The sequence below is a fragment of the Nocardia sp. XZ_19_369 genome (genome assembly GCF_015355715.1).
In the GTDB taxonomy this organism is placed as follows: Bacteria; Actinomycetota; Actinomycetes; order Mycobacteriales; family Mycobacteriaceae; genus Nocardia.
Window position 1 is genome coordinate 335,387 of sequence record NZ_JACVED010000004.1, and the last position, 22,009, is coordinate 357,395.

The 22,009-nt window shown below is 67.2% G+C and carries 21 protein-coding genes; 17 read left to right on the forward strand and 4 right to left on the reverse strand.

From position 1 onward, the window contains the following. Nucleotides 1-77: 77 nt before the first annotated feature. Together IBX18_RS16880 and IBX18_RS16885 are read left to right on the forward strand one after the other, a co-directional pair. Nucleotides 78-647, forward strand: coding sequence for a DUF4365 domain-containing protein (locus IBX18_RS16880; protein WP_194834589.1), 570 nt, complete (start codon nt 78-80; stop codon nt 645-647). Further along, nucleotides 644-1,798: a hypothetical protein gene (locus IBX18_RS16885; RefSeq protein ID WP_194834590.1), complete on the forward strand. Its 1,155-nt coding sequence runs from the start codon at nt 644-646 to the stop codon at nt 1,796-1,798. The genes IBX18_RS16880 and IBX18_RS16885 overlap by 4 nt, the downstream gene beginning before the upstream one ends. Nucleotides 1,799-1,820: 22 nt before the next feature. On the opposite strand, the gene IBX18_RS16890 is transcribed toward IBX18_RS16885, so the two are convergent. Further along, on the reverse strand, nt 1,821-2,678 hold the full coding sequence (locus IBX18_RS16890) for a LysR family transcriptional regulator (protein ID WP_107658544.1): 858 nt from the start codon (nt 2,676-2,678) through the stop codon (nt 1,821-1,823). Nucleotides 2,679-2,789: 111 nt separating this feature from the next. On the opposite strand from IBX18_RS16890, the gene IBX18_RS16895 reads away from it, so the two are divergent. The 3 genes from IBX18_RS16895 to IBX18_RS16905 all read left to right on the forward strand — a co-directional run bounded on the left by IBX18_RS16895 (nt 2,790) and on the right by IBX18_RS16905 (nt 6,337). Then, on the forward strand, nt 2,790-4,082 hold the full coding sequence (locus tag IBX18_RS16895) for an NAD(P)/FAD-dependent oxidoreductase (protein ID WP_194834591.1): 1,293 nt from the start codon (nt 2,790-2,792) through the stop codon (nt 4,080-4,082). Between the two features lie 384 nt (nt 4,083-4,466). After that, nucleotides 4,467-5,294 (forward strand): GNAT family N-acetyltransferase, encoded by an 828-nt coding sequence (locus IBX18_RS16900; RefSeq protein ID WP_194834592.1) that lies wholly within the window; start codon nt 4,467-4,469, stop codon nt 5,292-5,294. Beyond that, nucleotides 5,291-6,337 (forward strand): lysophospholipid acyltransferase family protein, encoded by a 1,047-nt coding sequence (locus IBX18_RS16905; protein ID WP_306796289.1) that lies wholly within the window; start codon nt 5,291-5,293, stop codon nt 6,335-6,337. Before IBX18_RS16900 ends, IBX18_RS16905 begins: the two co-directional genes overlap by 4 nt. Before the next feature lie 58 nt (nt 6,338-6,395). Here the strand turns inward: IBX18_RS16905 and IBX18_RS16910 are convergent, their stop codons facing one another. Further along, complete coding sequence (locus tag IBX18_RS16910; RefSeq protein ID WP_194834593.1) at nt 6,396-6,743, reverse strand: DoxX family protein; 348 nt, start codon at nt 6,741-6,743, stop codon at nt 6,396-6,398. A gap of 250 nt (nt 6,744-6,993) precedes the next feature. Here IBX18_RS16910 and IBX18_RS16915 point away from each other — a divergent pair, with 250 nt between their 5' ends. The 7 genes from IBX18_RS16915 (at nt 6,994) to IBX18_RS16945 (ending at nt 15,833) form a co-directional block, all read left to right on the forward strand. Continuing rightward, on the forward strand, nt 6,994-7,881 hold the full coding sequence (locus IBX18_RS16915) for an NAD(P)-binding domain-containing protein (protein ID WP_194834594.1): 888 nt from the start codon (nt 6,994-6,996) through the stop codon (nt 7,879-7,881). A 257-nt stretch (nt 7,882-8,138) separates the two neighbouring features. Next, on the forward strand, nt 8,139-9,368 hold the full coding sequence (locus IBX18_RS16920; RefSeq protein WP_194834595.1) for a cysteine desulfurase family protein: 1,230 nt from the start codon (nt 8,139-8,141) through the stop codon (nt 9,366-9,368). Beyond that, nucleotides 9,368-10,489 (forward strand): tRNA 2-thiouridine(34) synthase MnmA, encoded by a 1,122-nt coding sequence (mnmA, locus tag IBX18_RS16925; protein ID WP_194834596.1) that lies wholly within the window; start codon nt 9,368-9,370, stop codon nt 10,487-10,489. The genes IBX18_RS16920 and mnmA overlap by 1 nt, the downstream gene beginning before the upstream one ends. Before the next feature lie 185 nt (nt 10,490-10,674). Next, nucleotides 10,675-11,748, forward strand: a complete 1,074-nt coding sequence (locus tag IBX18_RS16930) for a methionine synthase (RefSeq protein WP_306796290.1) — start codon at nt 10,675-10,677, stop codon at nt 11,746-11,748. Between the two features lie 121 nt (nt 11,749-11,869). Further along, nucleotides 11,870-13,993, forward strand: coding sequence for an NAD-dependent DNA ligase LigA (gene ligA, locus IBX18_RS16935; RefSeq protein WP_194834597.1), 2,124 nt, complete (start codon nt 11,870-11,872; stop codon nt 13,991-13,993). A 110-nt stretch (nt 13,994-14,103) separates the two neighbouring features. Further along, nucleotides 14,104-14,799 (forward strand): SDR family oxidoreductase, encoded by a 696-nt coding sequence (locus IBX18_RS16940; RefSeq protein ID WP_194834598.1) that lies wholly within the window; start codon nt 14,104-14,106, stop codon nt 14,797-14,799. Next, the gene (locus IBX18_RS16945; RefSeq protein WP_194834599.1) at nt 14,796-15,833 is read left to right on the forward strand and encodes an S-adenosylmethionine:tRNA ribosyltransferase-isomerase; all 1,038 of its coding nucleotides are present in this window, start codon (nt 14,796-14,798) and stop codon (nt 15,831-15,833) included. The genes IBX18_RS16940 and IBX18_RS16945 overlap by 4 nt, the downstream gene beginning before the upstream one ends. A gap of 1 nt (nt 15,834) precedes the next feature. On the opposite strand, the gene IBX18_RS16950 is transcribed toward IBX18_RS16945, so the two are convergent. Then, the gene (locus tag IBX18_RS16950) at nt 15,835-16,182 is read right to left on the reverse strand and encodes a hypothetical protein (RefSeq protein ID WP_194834600.1); all 348 of its coding nucleotides are present in this window, start codon (nt 16,180-16,182) and stop codon (nt 15,835-15,837) included. Nucleotides 16,183-16,409: 227 nt separating this feature from the next. On the opposite strand from IBX18_RS16950, the gene IBX18_RS16955 reads away from it, so the two are divergent. The 3 genes from IBX18_RS16955 to IBX18_RS16965 all read left to right on the forward strand — a co-directional run bounded on the left by IBX18_RS16955 (nt 16,410) and on the right by IBX18_RS16965 (nt 18,665). Further along, complete coding sequence (locus IBX18_RS16955; RefSeq protein ID WP_194834601.1) at nt 16,410-17,654, forward strand: ATP/GTP-binding protein; 1,245 nt, start codon at nt 16,410-16,412, stop codon at nt 17,652-17,654. A 43-nt stretch (nt 17,655-17,697) separates the two neighbouring features. Next, a complete protein-coding gene (locus tag IBX18_RS16960; protein WP_194834602.1) occupies nt 17,698-18,045 on the forward strand; it encodes a hypothetical protein in 348 nt (115 codons plus the stop codon). A gap of 101 nt (nt 18,046-18,146) precedes the next feature. Further along, nucleotides 18,147-18,665, forward strand: coding sequence for a GNAT family N-acetyltransferase (locus tag IBX18_RS16965; RefSeq protein WP_194834603.1), 519 nt, complete (start codon nt 18,147-18,149; stop codon nt 18,663-18,665). Between the two features lie 419 nt (nt 18,666-19,084). On the opposite strand, the gene IBX18_RS16970 is transcribed toward IBX18_RS16965, so the two are convergent. Beyond that, nucleotides 19,085-19,735 (reverse strand): amino acid-binding protein, encoded by a 651-nt coding sequence (locus tag IBX18_RS16970; protein ID WP_014987212.1) that lies wholly within the window; start codon nt 19,733-19,735, stop codon nt 19,085-19,087. Between the two features lie 486 nt (nt 19,736-20,221). On the opposite strand from IBX18_RS16970, the gene gatC reads away from it, so the two are divergent. Then, entirely contained in the window at nt 20,222-20,521 is a 300-nt protein-coding gene (gene gatC, locus IBX18_RS16975) for an Asp-tRNA(Asn)/Glu-tRNA(Gln) amidotransferase subunit GatC (protein ID WP_194834604.1), read from the forward strand. After that, nucleotides 20,518-21,990, forward strand: coding sequence for an Asp-tRNA(Asn)/Glu-tRNA(Gln) amidotransferase subunit GatA (gatA, locus tag IBX18_RS16980; RefSeq protein ID WP_194834605.1), 1,473 nt, complete (start codon nt 20,518-20,520; stop codon nt 21,988-21,990). The genes gatC and gatA overlap by 4 nt, the downstream gene beginning before the upstream one ends. The last annotated feature ends 19 nt before the right edge of the window (nt 21,991-22,009 follow it).

Below are 22,009 nucleotides of genomic sequence, written 5' to 3' on the forward strand. Positions count from 1 at the left end.
ATCCGGTGACGAGAGCAGCTAGTGTTTTCGAGGGGGCACGCGCTGCGCGGGTTCTGCGGACATCGGGGGAGGGCTGCATGGTTGATGTCGATGGCAGGGGAAGTCTGCAAACGGAGTCGGCGGCACCGACTCTGGATGGTGGCCTGCCGATGTCTGCTCGACAGGAACAATTCAGTCTGGCCTTTATTCGTATGGTTGCCGCCGCTGCGGGCTGTTCGATCAAGGGCCATGAGACTGACTACGACGGAGTCGACATCACGATCGTCGCGTCCGCGGAATATGCGAGATACTACTGTCCAGAATTCGAGATGCAGCTCAAGTGCACCACACAGAGTCGGCTGCTCCAGGCCGACCACCTGGCATGGTCGTTGAAGCGCGACCGCTTCCTCAAACTGGTGAGCCCCAAACGCTTCACACCTGCACTACTCGGCGTTCTGCTCGTACCCGAGGATCCTGATCAGCTACTCGACCTTTCCGAAGCAGGCCTGACCACTTCGAGCCGAATGTACTGGGAGCATGCGAAGAAGCTCGGCGGGATCGAGGACGGTAAGGCCAGCAAAACGGTCCACCTGCCTCGAAGCAATCTGTTCGACGTGGGCAGTCTTCAGGGCATCATGCAGGTAATCGGCGAAGGAGGTCAGTGGTGAGGAAGATCCCGCTAGATGCTCTCCAGGAGATCGCGTCCTCTTTGTCGCCTCCGGCCGTGTCCCAATATCTTGCGAGCCACGATTGGCAGCTGGAAGCTCGCGACCACAATGTCAAGGAGATCTGGCGGTTGCCGGGGGCGGACGGCCTCCTCGGTCGGGTGATGCTGCCGTTGGCTACCGATTACGTCGACTTTCCAGTGCGCTTTCGGGACACTCTCCAAGCTCTCGCCGCCATCTACGATTGGGATCCTGCGCAGCTGGCGGAACGTATCGCCGCAGCGCGTGCCGATCTCTTCTTCGTGCGGCTCGACCAGGAAATGACGGACGGGACGATCCCGTTTCGGCAGGCAGAGGCGACGCTGGAAGCATTACTCACGATGATGCGGGCCGCCGCGACAACTGCTGACGACCCGACTCATTCGCACCGCGGTAGAAGGTCGGCTACGGTCACCGAATTTCTGGAAGAGGATGTCCGTCTCGGGCACACGAAACCCGGCAGCTTCGTATTCACAGTCGTAACTCGTCTCGGTGATGTCCTGCCGCCACACGAAGACGGGTCGCCGACCGTACCTTTCCCGCGCAAGGTGATGACAACGTTGGCCACGGGTCTGCAGTCCACCAAACAGTTGGCGCTCGATTGGGACGAGAGCGCGCTCGACCGGTCCGGGCAGCTGGGGCTCAGCGCCGGTTTGGTGGAGTCGGTGCTGGAGTTGACTCAGCCGGAAACGCTACGCGCACTTGACCTATCGTTCGATTGGGCGGCCGCGGAGCCGCCACCGGAGGTCAGCACGTCGCGAATCATCGTCGATCGCAATGCAATGGCCGGCTTGCCTCGCGTCCGGGAACGGTTGGTGCGACGTGAGGAGCCGCCGCGCTACACGACGCTGCTCGGCACTGTGCGCACACTCAATCGGGATGACCTCGGTGACGAGGATCAGGAAGCCACCAGCATTGTGCTGTCGACACATGTGGACGGCCGCCCGCGAAAGGTCCATGTCCCACTGGCGGGCCAGGAATACGCCTGGGCGATTCGCGCGCACCAGAGCAGGCAACCGATCGTCGTGTCGGGTGATTTGATCTTCGAACGGGGTGTTTGGCGGCTTACCGGAGACATCAGCGTGGACCCGAGTTTCATAGACCGCCAGCCCTGACACTCACGCCCGCACCGGGGGGTCAGGTTCGGTGTAGGGCGGCGAGCAGGGTGGTGAGGATGGGGGAGCGGCGGGCGTCGCTGCGGAGGACGGCGGAGACGGGGATGCGGAGTTTGTGTTCGGCTAGTTTGAGGACGACTAGGCCCTCGGTGGGGCTTTCGGCGTAGAGGACCGTCCAGGCGTCGGGGCGGTTGATGAGTTCCATGGTCGCGGTGTGATCGGGTGGGATCGGGGGGCCGAAGGTGGGGCCGGTGGGGAGCTCGGCGAACGCGGACCGAATCACGGTGTGCAGCAATACTTGTTCCTGCTCCGGCGGCAGCAGTAGCGGATGCCTGCTGAGGTCGGACAGGGTGACGGTTTCTCTGGTGGCGAGCGGGTGGGCGCTCGAGGTGGCGATGACCAGATCCTCGACCCACAGCTGTTCGACCTCGAGGCCGGGCTGATCGACGCTGCCGCGGATCAGTGCGAGATCGCAGTCGCCGTCGGCCACCGCGGTGATCCGCTGCCGGAACGGCTTGATCACGAACTCGATCTCGGCCTCGGGATGCGTCGCGCGGGCGCCCGCGATCGCCGACAGCGACCTAGTCGCGAAGGACATGTTCGCGGCGAGCCGGATGCGCGGCCCGACGGTGCGTACCGCGGCCCGGATGGCCGACTCGAGGCTCAGCATCTGTTTCGCAAGGGGAAGTAGCCGTGCGGTGGCGTCGGTGGGCACGACTGATCTTGTCGAGCGCTCGAACAACGAGACGCCCAGATCGCGCTCGAGCCGGGAGATTTGATGGCTGATCGCCGACTGTGAGATAAAGCACCGTGCGGCGGCACCGCTGAAGCTGAGCTCCTCGCAGACGGCGACGAAGTAGGTGAGCTGCCGAAGTTCCACAGCGCCTCCGATTAATGACGGATCGAGATAAGAGTCATCTGCATTATGCGCCCTAACACCTGAAATATCTCGCTTCCCGATGACGGTTGGTAATGAGAGAAGGAGGCTGTCATGCAGTACGTGGATGCGGGAATCGAAACCGCGGGTGTCGTCATCGTCGGATCGGGGTTCGGCGGACTCTCCGCCGCAAAGCAACTTGCCAAGTCGGGTATCGATTACGTGCTGATCTCCAGCACCCCGGAGCACCTGTTCCAACCGTTGTTGTACCAGGTAGCGACCGGTGTGCTGGCATCGGAGGAGATCGCGCCGCCGATCGCCTCCATTCTGCGCCGTCACCGCGAGGCCGATGTGCGTCTCGGCAAGGTCGTGGCGATCGACCCGGACAAGGCGATCGTCACTTATGAGCACGACGGCGAGCAGCGCCGCATCCGGTACGGCTCGCTGATCGCCGCCACCGGCGCCAGCCAGTCCTACTTCGGCCGTGACGATTTCGCCGAGAAGACCTTCTCGCTCAAGACCATCGACGACGCGAAACTGCTGCGCGCGCAGATCCAGCTGGTCTTCGCCGAGGCCGCGGGCGCCGATGAGGAGACCAGGCGCAGGCTGCTGAGCTTCGTGGTGGTCGGGGCGGGCGCGACCGGCGTCGAGGTGGCCGGTCAGCTGAAGGAACTGGCGAAAAGGTACTACCACCAAGAAGTTTCGGTCACCCTGGTCGAGGGTGCCGGTGAGGTGCTGCCACCGTTCGGCGGCGGGCTGTCGGAGTACGCGAAGAAGTCGTTGACCCGCACCGGCGTCGACGTGCTGCTCGGCACCTTCGTCACCGACATCGAGCACGGCAAGGTCACCGTCAAGGACAAGAGCGGCGCCCAGCGCGACATCGCGGCGGAGACCATCGTGTGGTCGGCCGGTGTGCAGGTGGGCGGGTTCGCGAAGGTGCTGGCCGAGGCCACCGGCGTCGAAACCGACCGGGCCGGACGGCTGTTGATCAATCCCGACCTGACCGTCGGCGGCTACGCCGACATCTACGCGATCGGCGACATGACCTCGCTGAACGGCTACCCGGGCCAGTCGCCGGTGGCCATGCAGGAGGGCAGGCACGCCGCCGACATCATTCGCCGAAAGAAGCAGGCGGGCACCGCGTTCAAGTACTGGGACAAGGGCAGCATGGCGGTGATCAGCCGGTTCAGCGCGGTGACCAAGCTGAACGACAAGATCACCTTCCGCGGCCTGATCGCCTGGTTCATGTGGCTCGCGGTGCACCTGTTCTACCTGGTCGGGTTCCGTAACCGCTTCGCCGCGGTGGCGTCGTGGCTGGTCGCCTTCATCGGGACCGGGCGGCCCGGGTTCGCCGAGGTGGAGAAGACGGCCAAGCTCTCGCCGGTGTCTGAACGCACGGCCGCTTAGCGCCCGTTCGGCTGCTGAAAGCCGCGTCGCGATAACCGTGCGACGCGGCTTTCGCGCTGTCGGTGCGCTCGAAAATACGCCGCTGAGAAGGGTGATCAGCGGCAGGACACGCTCGAAATGTGTTCGCCGACAAGGTTGATCAGCAGCACGACATGTTCGGAGTACGCTCGGCGCGAAGGTTGGTCAGCGGCAAACTCGCGCTCGGAATGCGTTCGCCGCGAAGGCATTGATCAACCGAATAACGCGATTTCGGCGCGACCGCGCGAACAGGCCGCGACGGTCTGATGAACGCTCGGTGTGACTGGCATCTCGTTCACCGAGTCGGCATCATCGAGACACTTCGAGGTTGCTCCAGCGCAGTCTCGGGCTGGCTTCATCAGCAATATGACTATTACGTCCGTGTTGACAGCCCCGGCGCGCTCGACGGACTCCGGGGTGGAACGGTCACGGTACTCGCTGGTCGTCTCGTCCGACGCAGAGCATCGCGCGGCGGCGCAACGACTGCGCTACGGCGTGTTCGCCGGCGAGCCCGGATTCCACATCCCCGACAACGGCACCGGCCTCGATGCCGACCGATTCGACGACCACTGCGACCACCTGCTGGTCCGCGACGACCTGACCGAAGACTTCGTCGGCTGCTACCGCATGCTGCCGCCGGACAAGGTCGCGGCGGCGGGCGGCTACTACACGGCCACGGAATTCGATCTGACCCAACTGGATCCGGCAGGCCGCCGGATCGTCGAGATGGGTCGCGCCTGCGTGGTGCCCGATCACCGCAACGGTTCGGTGCTGACGCTGATGTGGGCGGGCATCCTGCACTACATCCAGCTCACCGGTTACGACTGGGTGATGGGCTGCGTCTCGGTGCCGATGCAGGACAGCCCCACCGACGAGCCCGGCGTGAACGTGCGCGGCGTGCGCGACATGCTGCTCGGCAGGCACGCCTCGGATCCGGAACAGCGGGTGCACCCGCTGCGCCCGGTGGTGGTCGACGGCAAGACCCTCGACGACATGACCCCGCCCGCCCGCCCCAAGCTGCCGCCGCTGCTGCGCGGTTACCTGCGCCTCGGCGCCGAGATCTGCGGCGAGCCCGCGCACGATCCGGACTTCGGCGTCGCCGACTTCGTCGCCATCCTCGGCCTGGACACCATCAACACCCGCTACCTGAACCGATTACAAGACGCCGCCGCGACCTTCGACGGGGGACGGTGAGGACCGTGGTCTTCGACGCGCCGCCCGCAAAGGCCACCGCACACGCGTGGATGCCGTCGAGCCCGTGTGGGGCCGGCTGCATCGAGTCGATCGATGAGGTCGGCACCGGCCGGGTGCTCGGCCGGCTACTCGGCGTCGCCGGGTTGTTGATCAGCTTTCCGATGGTGAATCTGGTGACGCCACCGAGTAAACGGGAAAGCGTGCAGCGCGGGTACGCGCGCACATTGTTGAGTTGTCTGGGAATGGAATTGCGGATCGTCGATCGCCGGATCGACCAGAACACGCGCGGTGCTGTCGGTGAGGGCAGCACCGCGCGCGCCGTTTACGGGGAGCCCGGAACCGGTGTCATGGTCGTCGTCGGGCACATCGGCTGGACCGATATCGTCGCGCTCGCCGCGGTGCAGCCGCTCGGCTTCGTCGCCCGCGCGGACATGGTCGACTGGCCGGTGCTCGGCAAGCTGGCGACGCTGATGCGGGTCATCCCGATCGAACGGGAGAAGTTGCGTGCGCTGCCCGGCGTGGTGGCGCAGATCGGCGCCAGGCTGACGGCGGGCGATCGGATCGCGGTGTTCCCCGAGGGCACCACCTGGTGTGGTCGCGCGTACGGCAGCATGCGGCCCGCGCTGTTCCAGGCGGCGATCGACACCGCGACTCCGGTGCAGCCGGTGCGGTTGCGCTACCTGGACCAGCACGGGGCTCAGTGCACTGTGCCGGGATTCGTCGGGGACGACTCGTTCGGCTCATCCGCCCGCCGGGTGCTCCGCTCGCGCGGCATGGTCGCGGAGATCGTGTTGGCAGAGGTTCAGCAGCCGGGCAGTGATCGGCGAGATCTCGCGCGTCGCTGCGAAGCCGCGGTGCGCGGTACCGAACTGTCGCGGCACGGCGTGCGCGATGCCACGGTGTGGATCGAGGCGGGCAAGACGCGGGTGCAGGACCCGACGGTGGCCTCGGACGCGCCGGAGGTTCGCAGACCGTCTCGACGTCTGCGGCCCGTGCTGCGTGGTCGCGGTCGCAAGGTCGAATCGGCGGATAGCAGCGCCTGATCTTCGACACACGAGCAGCCGCGGGTCGGTGACCCGCGGCTGCTCCGTCGTTCGCTGACTATCTGGCCAACTGCAGCGCGAGCGTGGCCGCCGCCGGGACCAGGTACAGCACCGGGAACACCGCAGTCTGGTACGAGCGTGCCCGAATGGCGGTCGCCGACGCACCGACGAAGTACAGGATCAGACCGATCGCCGCCGCGACACCGATGACGGGCACGAAGAACCCGACGATCAAGCCGAGCGCCCCAGCCGATTTCGCCATTGCCAGCCAGTTCCACCACGCCCGCGGCACCCCGTACTGCTCCAGCGGTTCGACCACGAACTGCTGCTGCGAGAACAGCGAGTACCCCGAGAACCCGATCCACAGGGCAGCCAGCACACCGACGATGTAGTAGGCGACGTTCATTGCAATCCTCTTTCCTCATCAGGCTTTCTGCCCGTTCGCCTGATGGACGACGCAGCGTGCGCGGGTGTGACATCCACTCCGAGTAACGCGCGCCGGAGTGACGCTGATCATGCGGCGCGGCAGGGGGCAGCGGTGAGCTGGTTGCTTACCTCGACGTGCGTATTCGACCGAAAAGTGCGTACTTGTCGGCTGTTCCGGTGCCGCCGAGGCTTGTTCTGCACGGGGGCAGACGATTTGGAAGGCAACCACGATGACCGATGGCACACGGGTACCGGTGACCGTTCTCGGATTGGGATCGATGGGGCGGGCGCTGGCCGAGGCGTTCCTCGCGGCCGGGCACCCGACCACCGTGTGGAACCGGAGCCCGGACAAGGCGGCGCCGTTGGTCGCCGCGGGGGCGATCCACCGGTCCGCGATCGAGGACGCGGTGCGCGAGAGTCCGCTCGTCATCTCCTGCTTGACCACATTCACCGCCACACAGGCAGCCCTGGCGCCGGCGAGCGCGGCGTTGTCCAGCCGGACACTGGTTACCTTGAACAGCGGAACCCCAGCAGCGGCAAGGGAATTCGCCGACTGGGTGGCCGGGCACGGCGCCCGCTACCTGGCCGGCGCGGTCAAGAACGTGCCGACGGCCGTAGGCAAGCCGGACACCCTGCTCTACTACGGCGGTGACCGGGCGACCTTCGACGAGCATGTGGCGACCCTGCGCGTACTCGGCGGTGACACAGTGCACCTCGGTCCGGAACCGGACCTCGCCGCACTGTACGAGTCGGCGGTCGGCGCGACGCTGCTGCCCGCCTTGCTCGGCTTCTTCGAGGGTGCCGCCGTGCTGACAGCGCGCGGCATGACCGCCGGGTCGATGGTGCCCTACGCGACCAAATGGTTGCAGATGATCGAGTCGCTGCTGCCGATCATGGCCGACGAGATCGACACCGGCGACTACACGAAGCTGGGGTCGTCGGTCGGCCTGTTCCACGAGGCCATCGGCAACGAGGCCGAACTCGGCGCGGAAGCCGGGGTCGACATGGCTTGGCACGAACCGATGGATGACCTGCTGCGGCGAGCGGTCGCGGCGGGACACGGGGAGCACAGCATCACGGCGCTGATCGAGGTGCTCCGGAAGCCGACGTCCGCATAACGTCGCTCACCGAGCAACCGGTAAGCACGGTCCTGCGCCGTTTCCCTCGGCGGCCTCGCGCCGCCGAATTCATCGGGATGCCGCGATGTCCCGGTGGTGACCTGCACGCCGCGCTGAATCGACCGACACCCTGCTGCGGGAATACCGCACTGTGCTCAGCGGGTTACGACTCGTAAGCGAAGTTCTGCATAATTCGCAGAAACCGGGGGGCTACCCCAAAGAAGCGCAGGTCAACGGTGGGATAGGCTTTATCGGTCATGAAGGCGGCTTTTGCGGGTCCGGTCCACGGTGCGGCGGCCCATACGGTCTACCTCGATCATGCGGCTACCACCCCGATGTTCCCGGCCGCCATCGAGGCGATGACGGCTGCGCTGGGCATCGTGGGGAACGCGTCGTCGCTGCACGGGTCGGGTCGCGCCGCCCGGCGGACGCTGGAGGAGGCGCGGGAGTCGATCGCCGCCGATCTCGGCGCCCGGCCCTCGGAGGTCATCTTCACCTCCGGCGGGACCGAGAGCGACAATCTGGCGATCAAGGGCATCTACTGGGCGCGCCGCGACGCCGAGCCGCGCCGGACCAGGATCATCGCCAGCTCGGTCGAGCATCACGCGGTGATCGACGCCGTCGAGTGGCTGGAGCGGCACGAGGGCGCCAGGGTGACCTGGTTGCCGGTGGACGCCGAGGGCACCGTCTCACCGCGCACGCTGCGATCCGCGCTGTCGGCGAACCCCGACGATGTCGCGCTGGTGACCGTCATGTGGGCCAACAACGAGGTCGGCACCGTCCAGCCGATCGGTGAATTGGCTGCCGTGGCACAGGAATTCGGCGTACCCATGCACAGCGACGCGGTCCAGGCCGCGGCGCAGCTGCCGATCGGCTTCGCCGCGAGCGGGTTGTCCGCGGCGAGTTTCGCCGGGCACAAGGTCGGCGGGCCGCACGGGATCGGCGTGCTGCTGCTCGGCAGGCAGGTGCCGTGTGTGCCGCTGCTGCACGGCGGCGGACACGAACGCGACCTGCGCTCGGGCACCTCGGACACCGCGGCGGCGGTCGGCCTGGCCACCGCGCTGCACCAGACGGTGACCGAATTGCCCACGCGCACTCCAGAATTGATTGCGTTGCGGGACGCGCTGATCGACGGCGTGCTGGCCATCGAACCGGATGCCGTGCTCAACGGCGCGCCCGGTGAGCGGCGGCTGCCCGGCAACGTGCACTTCACTTTCCCCGGCTGCGAAGGAGATTCGCTGCTGATGCTGCTGGACGCGGCGGGCATCGAGTGTTCGACCGGGTCGGCCTGCACCGCGGGCGTCGCGTCGCCGAGTCACGTACTGATCGCGATGGGTGTCGAGCAGTGGCAGGCCCGCGGGTCGCTGCGGTTTTCGTTGGGGCACACCTCGACTCGCGCCGATGTGGACGCGCTGTTGGGTGTCTTGCCCCAGGTGGTTGATCGGGCCAGGGCCGCGGGTCTGGCCGGTGCGAAGGGAGGTGTTTGATGCGAGTACTTGCCGCGATGAGCGGTGGTGTTGATTCGGCAGTTGCGGCGGCACGTGCTGTCGACGCTGGTCACGAGGTGGTAGGCGTGCATCTGGCGCTGTCCGCGTCGCCGGGCACATTGCGCACCGGGTCGCGTGGCTGCTGCTCGAAGGAGGACGCGGGCGACGCCCGGCGGGCCGCCGACGTGCTCGGTATCCCGTTCTACGTCTGGGATTTCGCCGATCGCTTCAAGGAAGACGTGATCGACGATTTCGTCGCCGCCTACGCGGCCGGTGAGACGCCGAACCCGTGCCTGCGCTGCAACGAGAAGATCAAGTTCTCCGCCCTCGCCGACCGTGCCCTCGCGCTCGGCTTCGACGCCGTGGTCACCGGTCATTACGCGCGACTCGACGACGGCGTGCTGCGCCGGGCCGTCGACGCCGACAAGGACCAGTCCTACGTGCTCGCCGTGCTGAACGCCGAGCAGCTCTCCCGCGCCATGTTCCCGGTCGGCGACACCCCGAAGCCGCGGATTCGCGAGGAGGCCGCCGAGCGCGGGCTGGCCGTCGCGAACAAGCCGGACAGCCACGACATCTGCTTCATCCCGTCCGGCGACACCCAGGCCTTCCTCGGCGCGAAGATCGGCATCCGGCCGGGCGCGGTGGTCGACGCCGACGGGCAGAAGCTCGCGGATCACGAAGGCGTGCACGGGTTCACGATCGGCCAGCGCAAGGGGCTCGGGCTGCCCGGGCCCGCCGCCGACGGTAAGCCGCGCTACGTGACCGGGATCGATCCCGACTCCGGCACCGTCCGGGTCGGCTCGGTCGAAGACCTGCAGGTGTGGACCGTTACGGCCGAGCGCGCCATCTGGACATCCGGTGCCGCGCCGGACGGGCCGATCGAGTGTGTCGCGCAGGTGCGCGCGCACGGCGGCACCGCTCCCGCGATCGCCGAGGCGGTCGGCGACGGGCTCTCGGTTCGCCTGCGCGAACCGCTGACCGGCGTCGCGCGCGGCCAGGCGGTCGTGCTGTATCGCCCGGATCCGTTGGGAGACGAGGTGATCGGCAGCGGAACCATCTCCGGTACCGGCGGCGTCGACAGCACACCGGTGGGCAGCGACGCGGGTTCCGCCACGCGGTGAGCCGCGCCGGTGTACCGGTGTGGGAGGGTGAGCCGGACCGATTCGGTCCGGACACGGTGATCCGGGTCGGATTCCGCCGGCTCGGCGAATCTGCCTGGTGCGCATAGTGGTCAGCGCGCATCCGGGCAGTTGGTGCGCACGATGATCGACCAACGGAGCGGACTACGGTGAAGCAAGACGGCACAGTGAGTAAAGATTCCGTCGTCACGGACAACAGCGAGCTGTTGCGCGGTGGCACCGCTACCGCCGTCGGCTCGTGGCCCGGCACCGATCGGCGGGAGTCCGCCGCCACCATCCTCGGTGAGCTGCCCGATCTGCCGCACCTGGTGGAACTGCCCGGCCGTGGCGTCGGCGCGGATCTGATCGGGCGGATGTCGGCGCTGCTGGTCGACATGCGATTCGACACCACCACCCGGGGATACCGGCTCGCCCCACGGCCAGGCGCCGTGTCTCGGCGGGCTCGTGATCTGCTCCGCGCGGACCTCGACACGCTCGAAGAAGCTTGGGAGACAGCAGGTTCGACGGGCACGAATCGCCCGATCAAACTGCAGGTCGCCGGTCCGCTGACGCTCGCCGCTCAGGTCGAACTGCCCAGCGGTCATCTCGCGCTCACCGATCCCGGTGCGCTGCGCGACCTTTCGGAGTCCCTCGCGGAGGGGCTGCGTAGCCACGTCGCCGAGGTGCGTAAACGCCTCGGCGCGGAAGTTGTTCTGCAACTGGACGAACCGTCACTGTCGGCGGTGCTCGAGGGTTCGCTCAGCGCGGTCAGCATGCTCGACAGTGTCCGCGCGATGCCCGAACCCGAAGCACTCACCGTGCTCAACACCGTGATCGCGACCCAGTCCGCGCCGGTGCTGATCCACAGCTGCGCCGCCCCACCCGCCCTCGCCTTCCTGCGCGGCAGCACCGCCGCCGCCGTCGGCTTCGACATCACCACCATCGGCACCCGCGAACTCGACAGCATCGGCGAACTCCTCGACGCCGGCAAACATCTGGTACTCGGCCTGGTCCCCACCACCGCCCCCGCCACCCCACCCACCTGGCGCGACATCGCCGAACCCGGCGTCCGCCTCATCGACCGCCTCGGCTTCCCCCGCACCACCCTCGCCACCCAAGTCCTCGTAGCCCCCGCCTGCGGCCTCGGCAACACCCCCCTCACCTGGGCCCGCAAAGCCCTGACCCTCGCCACCGAGGTAGCCCGCGCCTACGCCGAAGACCCCGAATCCCTCACCTTCGAGGGCCCCTCGAACACCGCCTGACCCACCCCTTCGCGCGCACCCGCCCGGTCTGACAGCTGCCACGGCTCAACCGCACATCCAGTGCGGCGACGTGCGGGAACAGTGCCGGGAGATGTCGGTGGGCTGCGCTAATGTGCGTTGGGTGAGTGAGAGCGGTGCGGTAGGGAAGGACGCGAGCCCGGCGACGGCGGAGCAGCGCGTCGAGTGGCAGCGGCTGGCGGACGAGGTGCGCGAGCATCAGTTCCGCTACTACGTGCGGGACGCACCGATCATCTCCGACGGGGAGTTCGATGCGTTGCTGCGCCGGTTGCAGGCGATGGAGGAGGAGCATCCCGATCTGCTCACGCCGGATTCGCCGACCCAGCTCGTCGGTGGCGGGTTCGCGACCGATTTCACCGCCGTCGATCACCTCGAGCGGATGTTGTCGCTGGACAACGTGTTCGACTTCGACGAGCTGCGCACCTGGGCGAGCCGGGTGGAGGCCGAGACCGGGCCGAACCTGCACTATCTGTGCGAGGTGAAGATCGACGGTGTCGCGCTGAACCTGGTCTACGAGAACGGGCGGCTGGTGCGCGGCGCCACCCGCGGCGACGGGCGCACCGGCGAGGACGTCACCCTCAACGCGCGCACTATCGAAGACATCCCCGGCGAGCTGACACCCACCGACGAATTTCCGCTCCCGACGCTGCTCGAGGTGCGCGGCGAGGCGTACATGCGGCTCGAGGACTTCGAGACGCTCAACGCGTCGATCGTGGCCGAGGGCAAGCCGCCGTACGCCAACCCGCGCAACACCGCCGCGGGCTCGCTGCGGCAGAAAGACCCGTCGGTCACCGCGCGCCGCAGGCTGCGGATGATCTGCCACGGTTTCGGCCGCATCGAGGGCTACACCCCGTCCTCGCAGCACGAGGCCTACCGCGCGCTCGCCGCGTGGGGTCTGCCGGTGTCCGAGCACACCAAGCTGGTGCAGGGCATCGACGCCGTCATCGAGCGCGTCGAATACTGGGGCGAGCACCGCCACGATATCGAGCACGAGATCGACGGCCAGGTCATCAAAATCGACGAGATGGCGTTGCAGCGTCGCCTCGGTTCGACCTCGCGGGCCCCGCGCTGGGCGATCGCCTACAAGTACCCGCCCGAGGAGGCGACGACCAAGCTGCTGAACATCGCGGTGAACGTGGGTCGCACCGGTCGGGTCACCCCGTTCGCGGTGATGGAGCCGGTCTCCATCGCGGGCTCGACGGTCTCGATGGCCACGCTGCACAATGCCTCGGAGGTCAAACGCAAGGGCGTGCTGATCGGCGACACGGTCACCATCCGCAAGGCGGGCGACGTGATCCCGGAGGTACTCGGCCCGGTGGTCGACGCCCGCACCGGTGACGAACACGAATTCGTGATGCCCACGCACTGTCCGGAATGTGGCACCGAATTGGCACCGCAGAAGGAGGGCGACGCCGACATCCGCTGCCCCAACCAGCAGTACTGCCCCGCGCAGCTGCGGGAGCGGGTCTATCACGTCGCGGGCCGCGGCGCCTTCGATATCGAGTCGCTCGGCTACGAGGCCGCGAACGATCTGCTGAAGTCGGGTGCGATCACCGACGAGGGTGATCTGTTCGACCTCGACGAGGCGACGCTGCTCACCACCACGCTGTTCGTCAACAAGGACGGCGGCCTGTCCGCCAATGGCAAACGGCTGCTGGAGAATCTGGCGACGGCCAAGAATCGGCCGCTGTGGCGGGTGCTCGTCGCACTGTCCATTCGGCACGTCGGTCCTACTGCAGCTCGGGTACTCGCCCGCGAATTCGGCAGCCTCGACCGGATCCAGGACGCCTCGGCCGAGGAACTGGCTGCCGCCGACGGGGTCGGACCCACCATCGCGGCAGCGGTCGCGGAATGGTTCACCGTCGACTGGCACCGCGCGATCGTGGACAAGTGGCGTGCCGCGGGCGTACGGATGGCCGACGAACGTGACGAGTCCATCGAGCGCACGCTCGAAGGTCTGTCGATCGTGGTGACCGGGTCGCTGGAGGGGTTCTCGCGTGACGGGGCCAAGGAGGCGATCCTGATGCGCGGCGGGAAGGCCGCCGGATCGGTGTCGAAGAAGACTGCGTTCGTGGTGATCGGTGATTCGCCGGGGACGAAGGCGGCGAAGGCGGAGGAGCTCGGCGTGCCGATCCTCGATGAAAACGGCTTCCGATTGTTGCTGGAATCGGGGCCCGAGGCGGTCACACCGGCCGCAGCAGATGCCGATGCTGATGCGGAAGAGTAAGCGAACCAACGCTTTTCGCTGATCGGTGTGCGCGGTCGGTATCGAGTGCTTGACCTGAACCTCTCTTTAGGTATGAGGATTGAGCGGTAGGCAACTACCAGGAGGTTCTCATGGCTCGTCCCACCGCACTGGTCACCGGCGCGTCCGCCGGGTTCGGGCTGGCGCTCAGTCACGCACTCGTCGAACGCGGGTGGCGCGTGATCGGCACCGCCCGGCGGGCCGATCGGCTGGCGCGGGTATCCGAGGAGCTCGGCGAGGCATTCATCGCGGTCCCCGGCGACGTGACCGATCCGGCGCAGCGGTCGCTGCTGGCCGAAACCGTAAGCAGCACGGGGGAACTCGCGTTGGTGGTGAACAACGCGAGCAGGCTCGGGCCGAGCCCGCTCAGCAAGCTCGCTGACTATCCGCTCGATGAGCTCGAACTGGTGTATCGGACCAATGTCCTCGCCCCACTCGCGATTCTGCAATTCGCGTTGCCGCTGCTGACGCCGGGTGCCGGCGTGGTCAACGTCAGCTCCGATGCCGCCGTCCAGCCGTATCCCGAATGGGGCGGCTACGGTTCGTCCAAGGCCGCGCTCGATCAGCTGACCGCGATTCTGGGTGCCGAGCATCCGGAGCTGTCCGTCTATGCATTCGACCCCGGCGATATGCGCACCGAGATGCATCAGGCGGCGTTCCCCGGTGACGACATCTCCGACCGTCCCGAACCCAGCACAGTGGTGCCCGCGCTGCTGCGGCTGTTGGCGGAGAAACCCGAGAACGGACGATATGCCGCAGCCGATTTCGCCGTCGGACGCGCGTCATGACGGTCACACTGGCGCAGCCTTCCTTTGTTCTGCCACCCGAACGCAATGCGGTCGCCCCACCGGAGGCGCGCGGGCTGGCCAGGGACGAGGTCCGGCTGCTCGTGGCGGGAGATGGCGTGACCCACGCACGTTTTCGCGAGCTGCCCCAGCATCTGACGCAAGGCGACCTTGTGGTGGTGAACAATTCGGCGACCCTCGCGGCGGCGATCGACGGGCGGATCGACAGCGGGCCGATCGCTGTGCATTTCGCGACCTGGCTCGACGACGGTGGTTGGGTGGTCGAGCTTCGCACCACCGCACGCACTCCTGTTCCCGCAGAAGAGCTTTCGACAGGCATGCGCATTCAGCTGCCGGAGGGAGCGCAAGCGACGCTGCGTGAACCGTGGCTGGCCGGTGCCCGCCGCCTGTGGATCGCCGACGTCACCACTGATCCCCGGCACCTACTGGACGTCTACGGCTATCCGATCACCTATTCCTATGTGCCGCAACGATGGTCCGCGTCCTACTACTCGACAGTCTTCGGTCGCATCCCAGGAAGCGCGGAAATGCCTAGCGCGGCAAGGCCGTTCACTGAGCACTTGGTGCTTGATCTGATTGCGGCAGGCATCGGAATCGCACCGATCACCTTGCATACCGGAGTGTCCTCACCGGAAGCGGGTGAACCCCCGAGTCCGGAACGCTTTGGCGTCCCGGATTCGACCGCCCGCTCGGTGAACGATACGAAGGCCGCCGGCGGACGCGTCATCGCGGTCGGCACCACGGTCACCCGAGCCCTGGAAACCGCAGCCGACCCGTCGGGCCGCGTTGATCCGGCACACGGGTGGACCGAACTGGTCCTCGGCGAAGATCGCCCGGCCCGCGTGGTCGACGGCCTGATCACCGGCTGGCACGCACCCGGCGCCTCCCACCTGGATCTGCTGGTCGCGGTGGCAGGGGAGGCCACCGTCCACGCGGCTTACTCGGCAGCGTTGGACACCGGATATCTCTGGCACGAATTCGGCGACAGTGCCTTGCTGCTGGGTGGTTGCGCCTGAGTCAGTTCGGGGTGACGGAGACGGTGGCGCTCTGCTGGCCGGCGATCTCGAACCGCCCGCAGCGCCCATTGCTCAATTCGAGCCGCTGGGTGACGGTCTTCTTCCTGGCGTTCAGGTAGGTGGCCTCGGCGACCACGTCGGCGCCCGCCATCGAGCACACCTTCGCGATCGTCTGCTCGCTGTAGCTCGCGGTGCCCGTCTGACACGAGGGCTCGCTGTTGGAGAAGAAGATGCGAGCCGAGCCGTCGGCGCACGTCTCGGCGGCGGCCTGTGGCGCGATGACCACGATCGACCCCAAGGCGATGGCGGCGGCGACGGAGCTTCGGACTGCAATGCGACGAACCGTCATACCTATCGTTACCCATCAGTTTCGAACGTTTCCAGCAATAACGGCACACGAACAAGTCGTGGCGCCCAGCATGCTAACCCGTAACCAGCGTCTTTGTCGGGCGATCGACGGGCAGCACCGGCCAGTGCTCGCACTATGCGTATTGGCTATGAATCGTTTCCAACTGTTCGGCGCGCGGATAAAGCCCTGCCGTCGCGGCACGGCGGCCGGGACGAAAGGATAACGGGATGCTGCGCAGTTTCCAGGTGACGAATCACAGATCGCTGGCCGAGGGGCAGGAACTACGGCTGACCAAGGGGAGTGGCCCGGTAGCCGTGCCGGTCACCGCGATCCACGGGTCCGCCGCGGCGGGAAAGACGAACCTGATCGACGCGCTGGCGCAGATGCGCGACGCGGTGCTGCATTCGGTGACCGGCTGGGATCCGTACGCCGGACCGGTTCGCGCGCCGCACCTCGGATTCCCGGACCGCCCTTCGGAATTCGTCGTCGGCTTCGTGGCCGAGGGCGTGCCCTATACCTACGGCTTCCGGCTCGACAACGCCGACGTTACCGCCGAGTGGCTGTACACCCAGCCGCGTTCGCGCAAGCGAATCGTGTTCGAGCGCAACGGCGAACAGATAAAGATCGGTCCGATGTTCGAGGCCGCGCGCTACGGGATCGCCGCGCTGGTGCCGCTGGTGCGCCCGAATGCGTTGCTGCTCAGCCTCGCCGGGCAGATGTACGCCGACGCACTGGTGCCCGCCTACCGCTGGTTCGAGTCGATGCTGGAGGTGCAGCTCGGCCCAGCCGAACCGGCCGCCATCGCGCACCGGCTCGGCAGTCACCTCTCGCGGTCGCCGGAGAACGCCGGGCGGCTGCTCCTGCTGCTGCGCACCGCGGGCCTCGGCATCACCGATCTGCTGCTCGCCGAGAACGATCCGATGTACGCCGACTATCTGCGCGACCTGGACGCCGACATCGCCGCACTCGGCAAGCAGATCGAACTGTGCGCCACCTCGCCCGATTTCGCCGATCGGCTGTTGCAGGAGAACGGCTTCACCCCCATGCTGCTGGAACGCGAGCTGACCAACCTGAAAGCCGCCAGGGACGCCCTGTACGCCCGGATGGTGGCCCGGCGCGGCGTCGGGCTCGGCCTGGTCCACGACGGCATTGCCAACCCGTTCGACATCACCGACGAATCCACCGCGACACAGTCGCTGCTGCGCGTCCTGCCGACCATGCTCGACGCCCTCGACTCCGGCCGTGTGCTCGCCGTCGACGACATCGGCGCGCACCTGCCCGCCGAGGAGACCGACCGGCTCATCCAGCTGTTCCAGAACCCGGAAACCAATTCCCGTGGCGCCCAACTGATCTACACCACCAACAACCGTGCCCTGATCGATCGCGGCAACGGGCGGTCGTCGCGCACCCGCAGCGCGGTCTGGCAGATCCGCCGGACCGACCACGGCACCAGCGAGCTCGCCACGGTGTAGGCGGTGTGCCGGGTTTGTCCGCCCGGCGCAATAGCATGGGGCCATGCTGGAGTTCGGAATGCTGCTGATCATGATCGTCGCCGCCGTCGGCATCGCCATGATCTATCTGCGCGGGCGCGGCAAGATGCGCCCCGCACAGGGCGAAACCGGCACGCTCTACGTCACGGGCGTGAGCCCGCCACCCGACGGCGCGGTCGGCGAGCAATACGTGACCATCACCGGCAACCTGACCGGCCCGACAGAACCCGGCGCCGTCGTCTACGGCCGGTTCGCCTGGGATGTGAACGCATGGCCGTCCATCGGTGATCTGATCACCGTCGTCTACCCGTCGGGCAAGCCGGAACGCTGGCAGATCGCGCACCCCGGCGCCCGCCCAGGTCTCGGTTCCTGACGCTGCGCGCCCGCGCTCGGCACGCCTCGAGTCTCGGTTCTCGGCTCCGCACACGCGCCCACGGCATGTGTGACGTAGACCGTTCTACGGCGAATGGCACGATGCCGGGTATGGATGCGAAGGACACGGGATTGGTCATCCGGACGGCCGAGCTGGACGAGTACGCGGCGGTCGGCGCGCTGACCGTGGACGTCTACGTCGGCGAAGGCTTTGTGCAAGAAGAGAGTCCGTACGTGGCGGACCTGGCGGACACCGCGCATCGCGGCGCCTCTGCGCAGATTCTGGTGGCGATTCACGCCGACCGTATCGTCGGATCGCTGACCGTCGCCCGCCCCGGCACGCCGTACGCGGAGATCGCCCGCCCTGGCGAACTCGAATTCCGGATGCTCGCGGTGTCGAAGTCGGCCCGCGGTCTCGGCGCGGGAACCGCCTTGGTACGCACGGTGATCGACATGGCCAAGGCCGAAGGCTTCCACGCCGTCGCCCTCACCACCATGGCCGCCATGTCCGACGCCCGCCGCATCTATGACCGCTTCGGCTTCGTCCCCACCCCTGACCGCGACTGGCGCACCGGAGCAGGCGAACTACTCAACGTCCTCCGCCTAGACCTGCAGCCCTAACGCCGAACGGGACATCACGTCGTCGCTACCCGCACTTCCGCGCCCGCATGTCCCGAGGTGCGTGCGCAGTGGTGTCGAGCGGGACATGATGGTGCCGTCACTCGCACTTCCGCGCCCCGATGTCCCGTACGGCGCAGCATTCCTGCGCTGCGGATATGAGTTCGCCGATCGACCGGCTGCGGTCCTCGGCCGAGGTTTCCCACACGGCGGATAGCTGGGCGAACTGTCGTACCGCGCGACTCCCCCGTAGGCGATCCGAGACCCATCTACCTCGTAGACAAGGTCGTCTCTACTCGCACTGTGCCGCAGTCACGTCCCATTCGCGCGTGGGTTGCGTACGGGCTGAATCGGATCGGTGAGTGGCACACCATGGTGAGTGCTTCTCGCGATTTGCCGCAGCCATGTGCCACTCGCGGGAGCTACCCCAGGACGGTGGCGACGATGCCGGCAAGGTACCCGAGGCGTGCCACTTCCGAGGGACGGAAGTCGGGTCCGCCGGGGCGGCCGAGGAGCAAAACCTTGCCGGTGTTGCCGAGGGGAGCGGCGGCGAGTTTGGTGTCCATGTCGCGCCAGATCTCCGGGACCCATTCGGATTCGGGGTCGAGGATGGCGGGCTTCTCCAGCGGCATCCATGGTGCCGAACCCGCTTGTGTCTCCGGCGCACTCGGGCTGCCGACCACGCGGTAGGCGCCTTGCGGGCCCATGTCGATGATGGTGCTCCAGCCGACGCGCAGCACCCGGGGCACGCCGTCGACCAGTACCTGCAGCCGGTCGTCCTTGGCGCTGGCCACCTGGTCGATGAGTTCGAGTTCGCGGTGGGTGTCGAGCACACCGGAGTACGGGCGGATGGAGTCGACCCGCACATCGCCGATCGATTCGGCGGCGGTGATCAGGGTGTCGGGTAGCGCGCCTTGCGGCACCTCGACCACGAGGTCGTCGACGGCGAAACCGGCGCCGCGTTCCACCACATCCAGCGAGAGAATGTCGGCGCCGACGGAGCCGAGTGCGAGCGCGAGAGCGCCGAGGCTTCCCGGTCGATCCGGAAGTTGCACGCGGAGCAGATACGACACGTGCGTTCCTTTCCTAAAGCGGCCGAGGCTCTGAACGGATACCCGGGTCACGCAATCCTTACACTCCCGCGCCCCAGTAATCGACTGGAAGTGCGGCCAGTGATGTACGCCACGCGGCGATTTCGTGACAATACGGCGTGTCGAGCTAGTTGGGAAACCGTGTCGACGAATCCGGTAATCGGATCAGCACCGTGGGAGGCCCGACCAGCCTACCTCTGGGCAGAGACATCGGCGGCGGGTGTCCCGCTGTCGGCGATGGTCGGTCCGCCGCGATCGGATAGGTCGTATCCGATCGGATACGTCGTATCGCTTTGCGTCCCTGCGACGCGATCTCGCTGGCCGAGACATGGGCGGCCGGTGTGGCCTCGCTGTCGGTGGCTAGGCTGTGGGATTGGATCAGATGTAGCCGTTCGGATGCGTCGTATCCTATTGCGTCTCTGTGACGCGATCCCAACTGTTGAAACCGAAGCCGAAAGGGGTCCCGCGGTGCCCGCCATCTCCCGTGACGAGGTAGCACACCTCGCCCGGCTGTCCCGGCTCGCGCTGTCCGAAGCCGAACTGGATCAGTTCGCCGGTCAGCTGGATTCGATCCTGAGCCACGTGCGGACCATTTCCGAGGTCGCCGCCGCCGATGTCCCGGCCACCGCGTCGCCGAACCCGACGACCAACGTGACCCGTCCCGATGTGGTCGTGCCCTGCCTGACCCCGGAGGAGGCGCTGTCCGGCGCGCCCGCGGCGGAGGAGCAGAAGTTCGTGGTTCCGCAGATTTTGGGAGAGGCCGAATGAGCGACTTGACTACGTTGTCGGCCGCCGAACTGGCCGACAAGATTCATGGCGGCGAGGTGTCCTCGGTGGAGGTCACCCAGGCGCACCTGGATCGGATCTCCGAGGTCGACGGCGAGTACCACGCTTTCCTGCACGTGGCGGGGGAGCAGGCGCTCGAAGCCGCGGCGGCCGTGGATTCCGCGCTCAGCGCCGGCACCGCGCCCGCCTCGCCGCTGGCCGGAGTTCCGTTGGCGCTCAAGGATGTTTTCACCACCACCGACATGCCGACCACCTGTGGTTCGAAGATCCTCGAGGGCTGGGTATCGCCCTACGACGCGACGCTGACCACCCGGTTGCGCGCGGCGGGCATCCCGATCCTCGGCAAGACCAACATGGACGAGTTCGCGATGGGTTCGTCCACCGAGAACTCCGCCTACGGCCCGACCCGCAACCCGTGGGATGTCACCCGGATTCCGGGCGGTTCGGGTGGTGGTTCGGCGGCCGCGCTCGCGTCGCATCAGGCTCCGTTGGCGATCGGCACGGACACGGGTGGGTCGATCCGGCAGCCCGCCGCGGTCACCGCCACGGTCGGCACGAAGCCGACGTACGGCACGGTGTCCCGGTACGGGCTGGTCGCGTGTGCATCCTCGCTGGACCAGGGCGGTCCCTGCGGGCGCACCGTGCTCGACACGGCCCTGCTGCACGAGGTGATCGCAGGACACGATCCGCGCGATTCCACCTCGCGCAATGTGCCGGTGCCCGCCGTGGTCGCCGCCGCTCGCGAGGGTGCCAAGGGTGACCTGAGCGGCCTTAAAGTCGGTGTGGTGAAGGAACTTCACTCCGACAGCTACCAGCCGGGTGTGCTCGAATCCTTCGACGCCGCCGTGGCGGTGCTGAAAGAACTCGGCGCCGAGGTGATCGAGGTGTCGTGCCCGAACTTCGAGTACGCGCTGTCGGCCTACTACCTGGTGATGCCGTCGGAGGTGTCCTCGAACCTGGCCCGGTTCGACGCGATGCGCTACGGCATGCGCGTCGACGACGACGGGCAGCACAGTGCCGAGCAGGTCATGGCGGCCACCCGTGCCGCCGGGTTCGGCCCGGAAGTCAAGCGCCGCATCATGATCGGCACGTACGCGTTGTCCGCGGGTTACTACGACGCCTACTACGGTCAGGCGCTCAAGGTCCGCACGTTGATCGCGCGCGACTTCGACAAGGCGTACGAGCAGGTCGACGTGCTGGTGTCGCCGACGAGCCCGTTCACCCCGTGGAAACTGGGTGAGAAGGTCGACGACCCGCTGGCCATGTACCTGTCCGACCTGTGCACCCTGCCCACCAACCTGGCGGGCCACCCCGCCATGTCGGTGCCGTCCGGGTTGAGCAAGGACGACGGCATGCCGGTCGGCCTGCAAATCATGGCTCCCGCGCTGGCCGACGACCGGTTGTACCGCGTCGGTGCCGCGTACGAAGCTGCTCGCGGCGCCATCGCCTGACCTGCTTTCCCACGCCTAG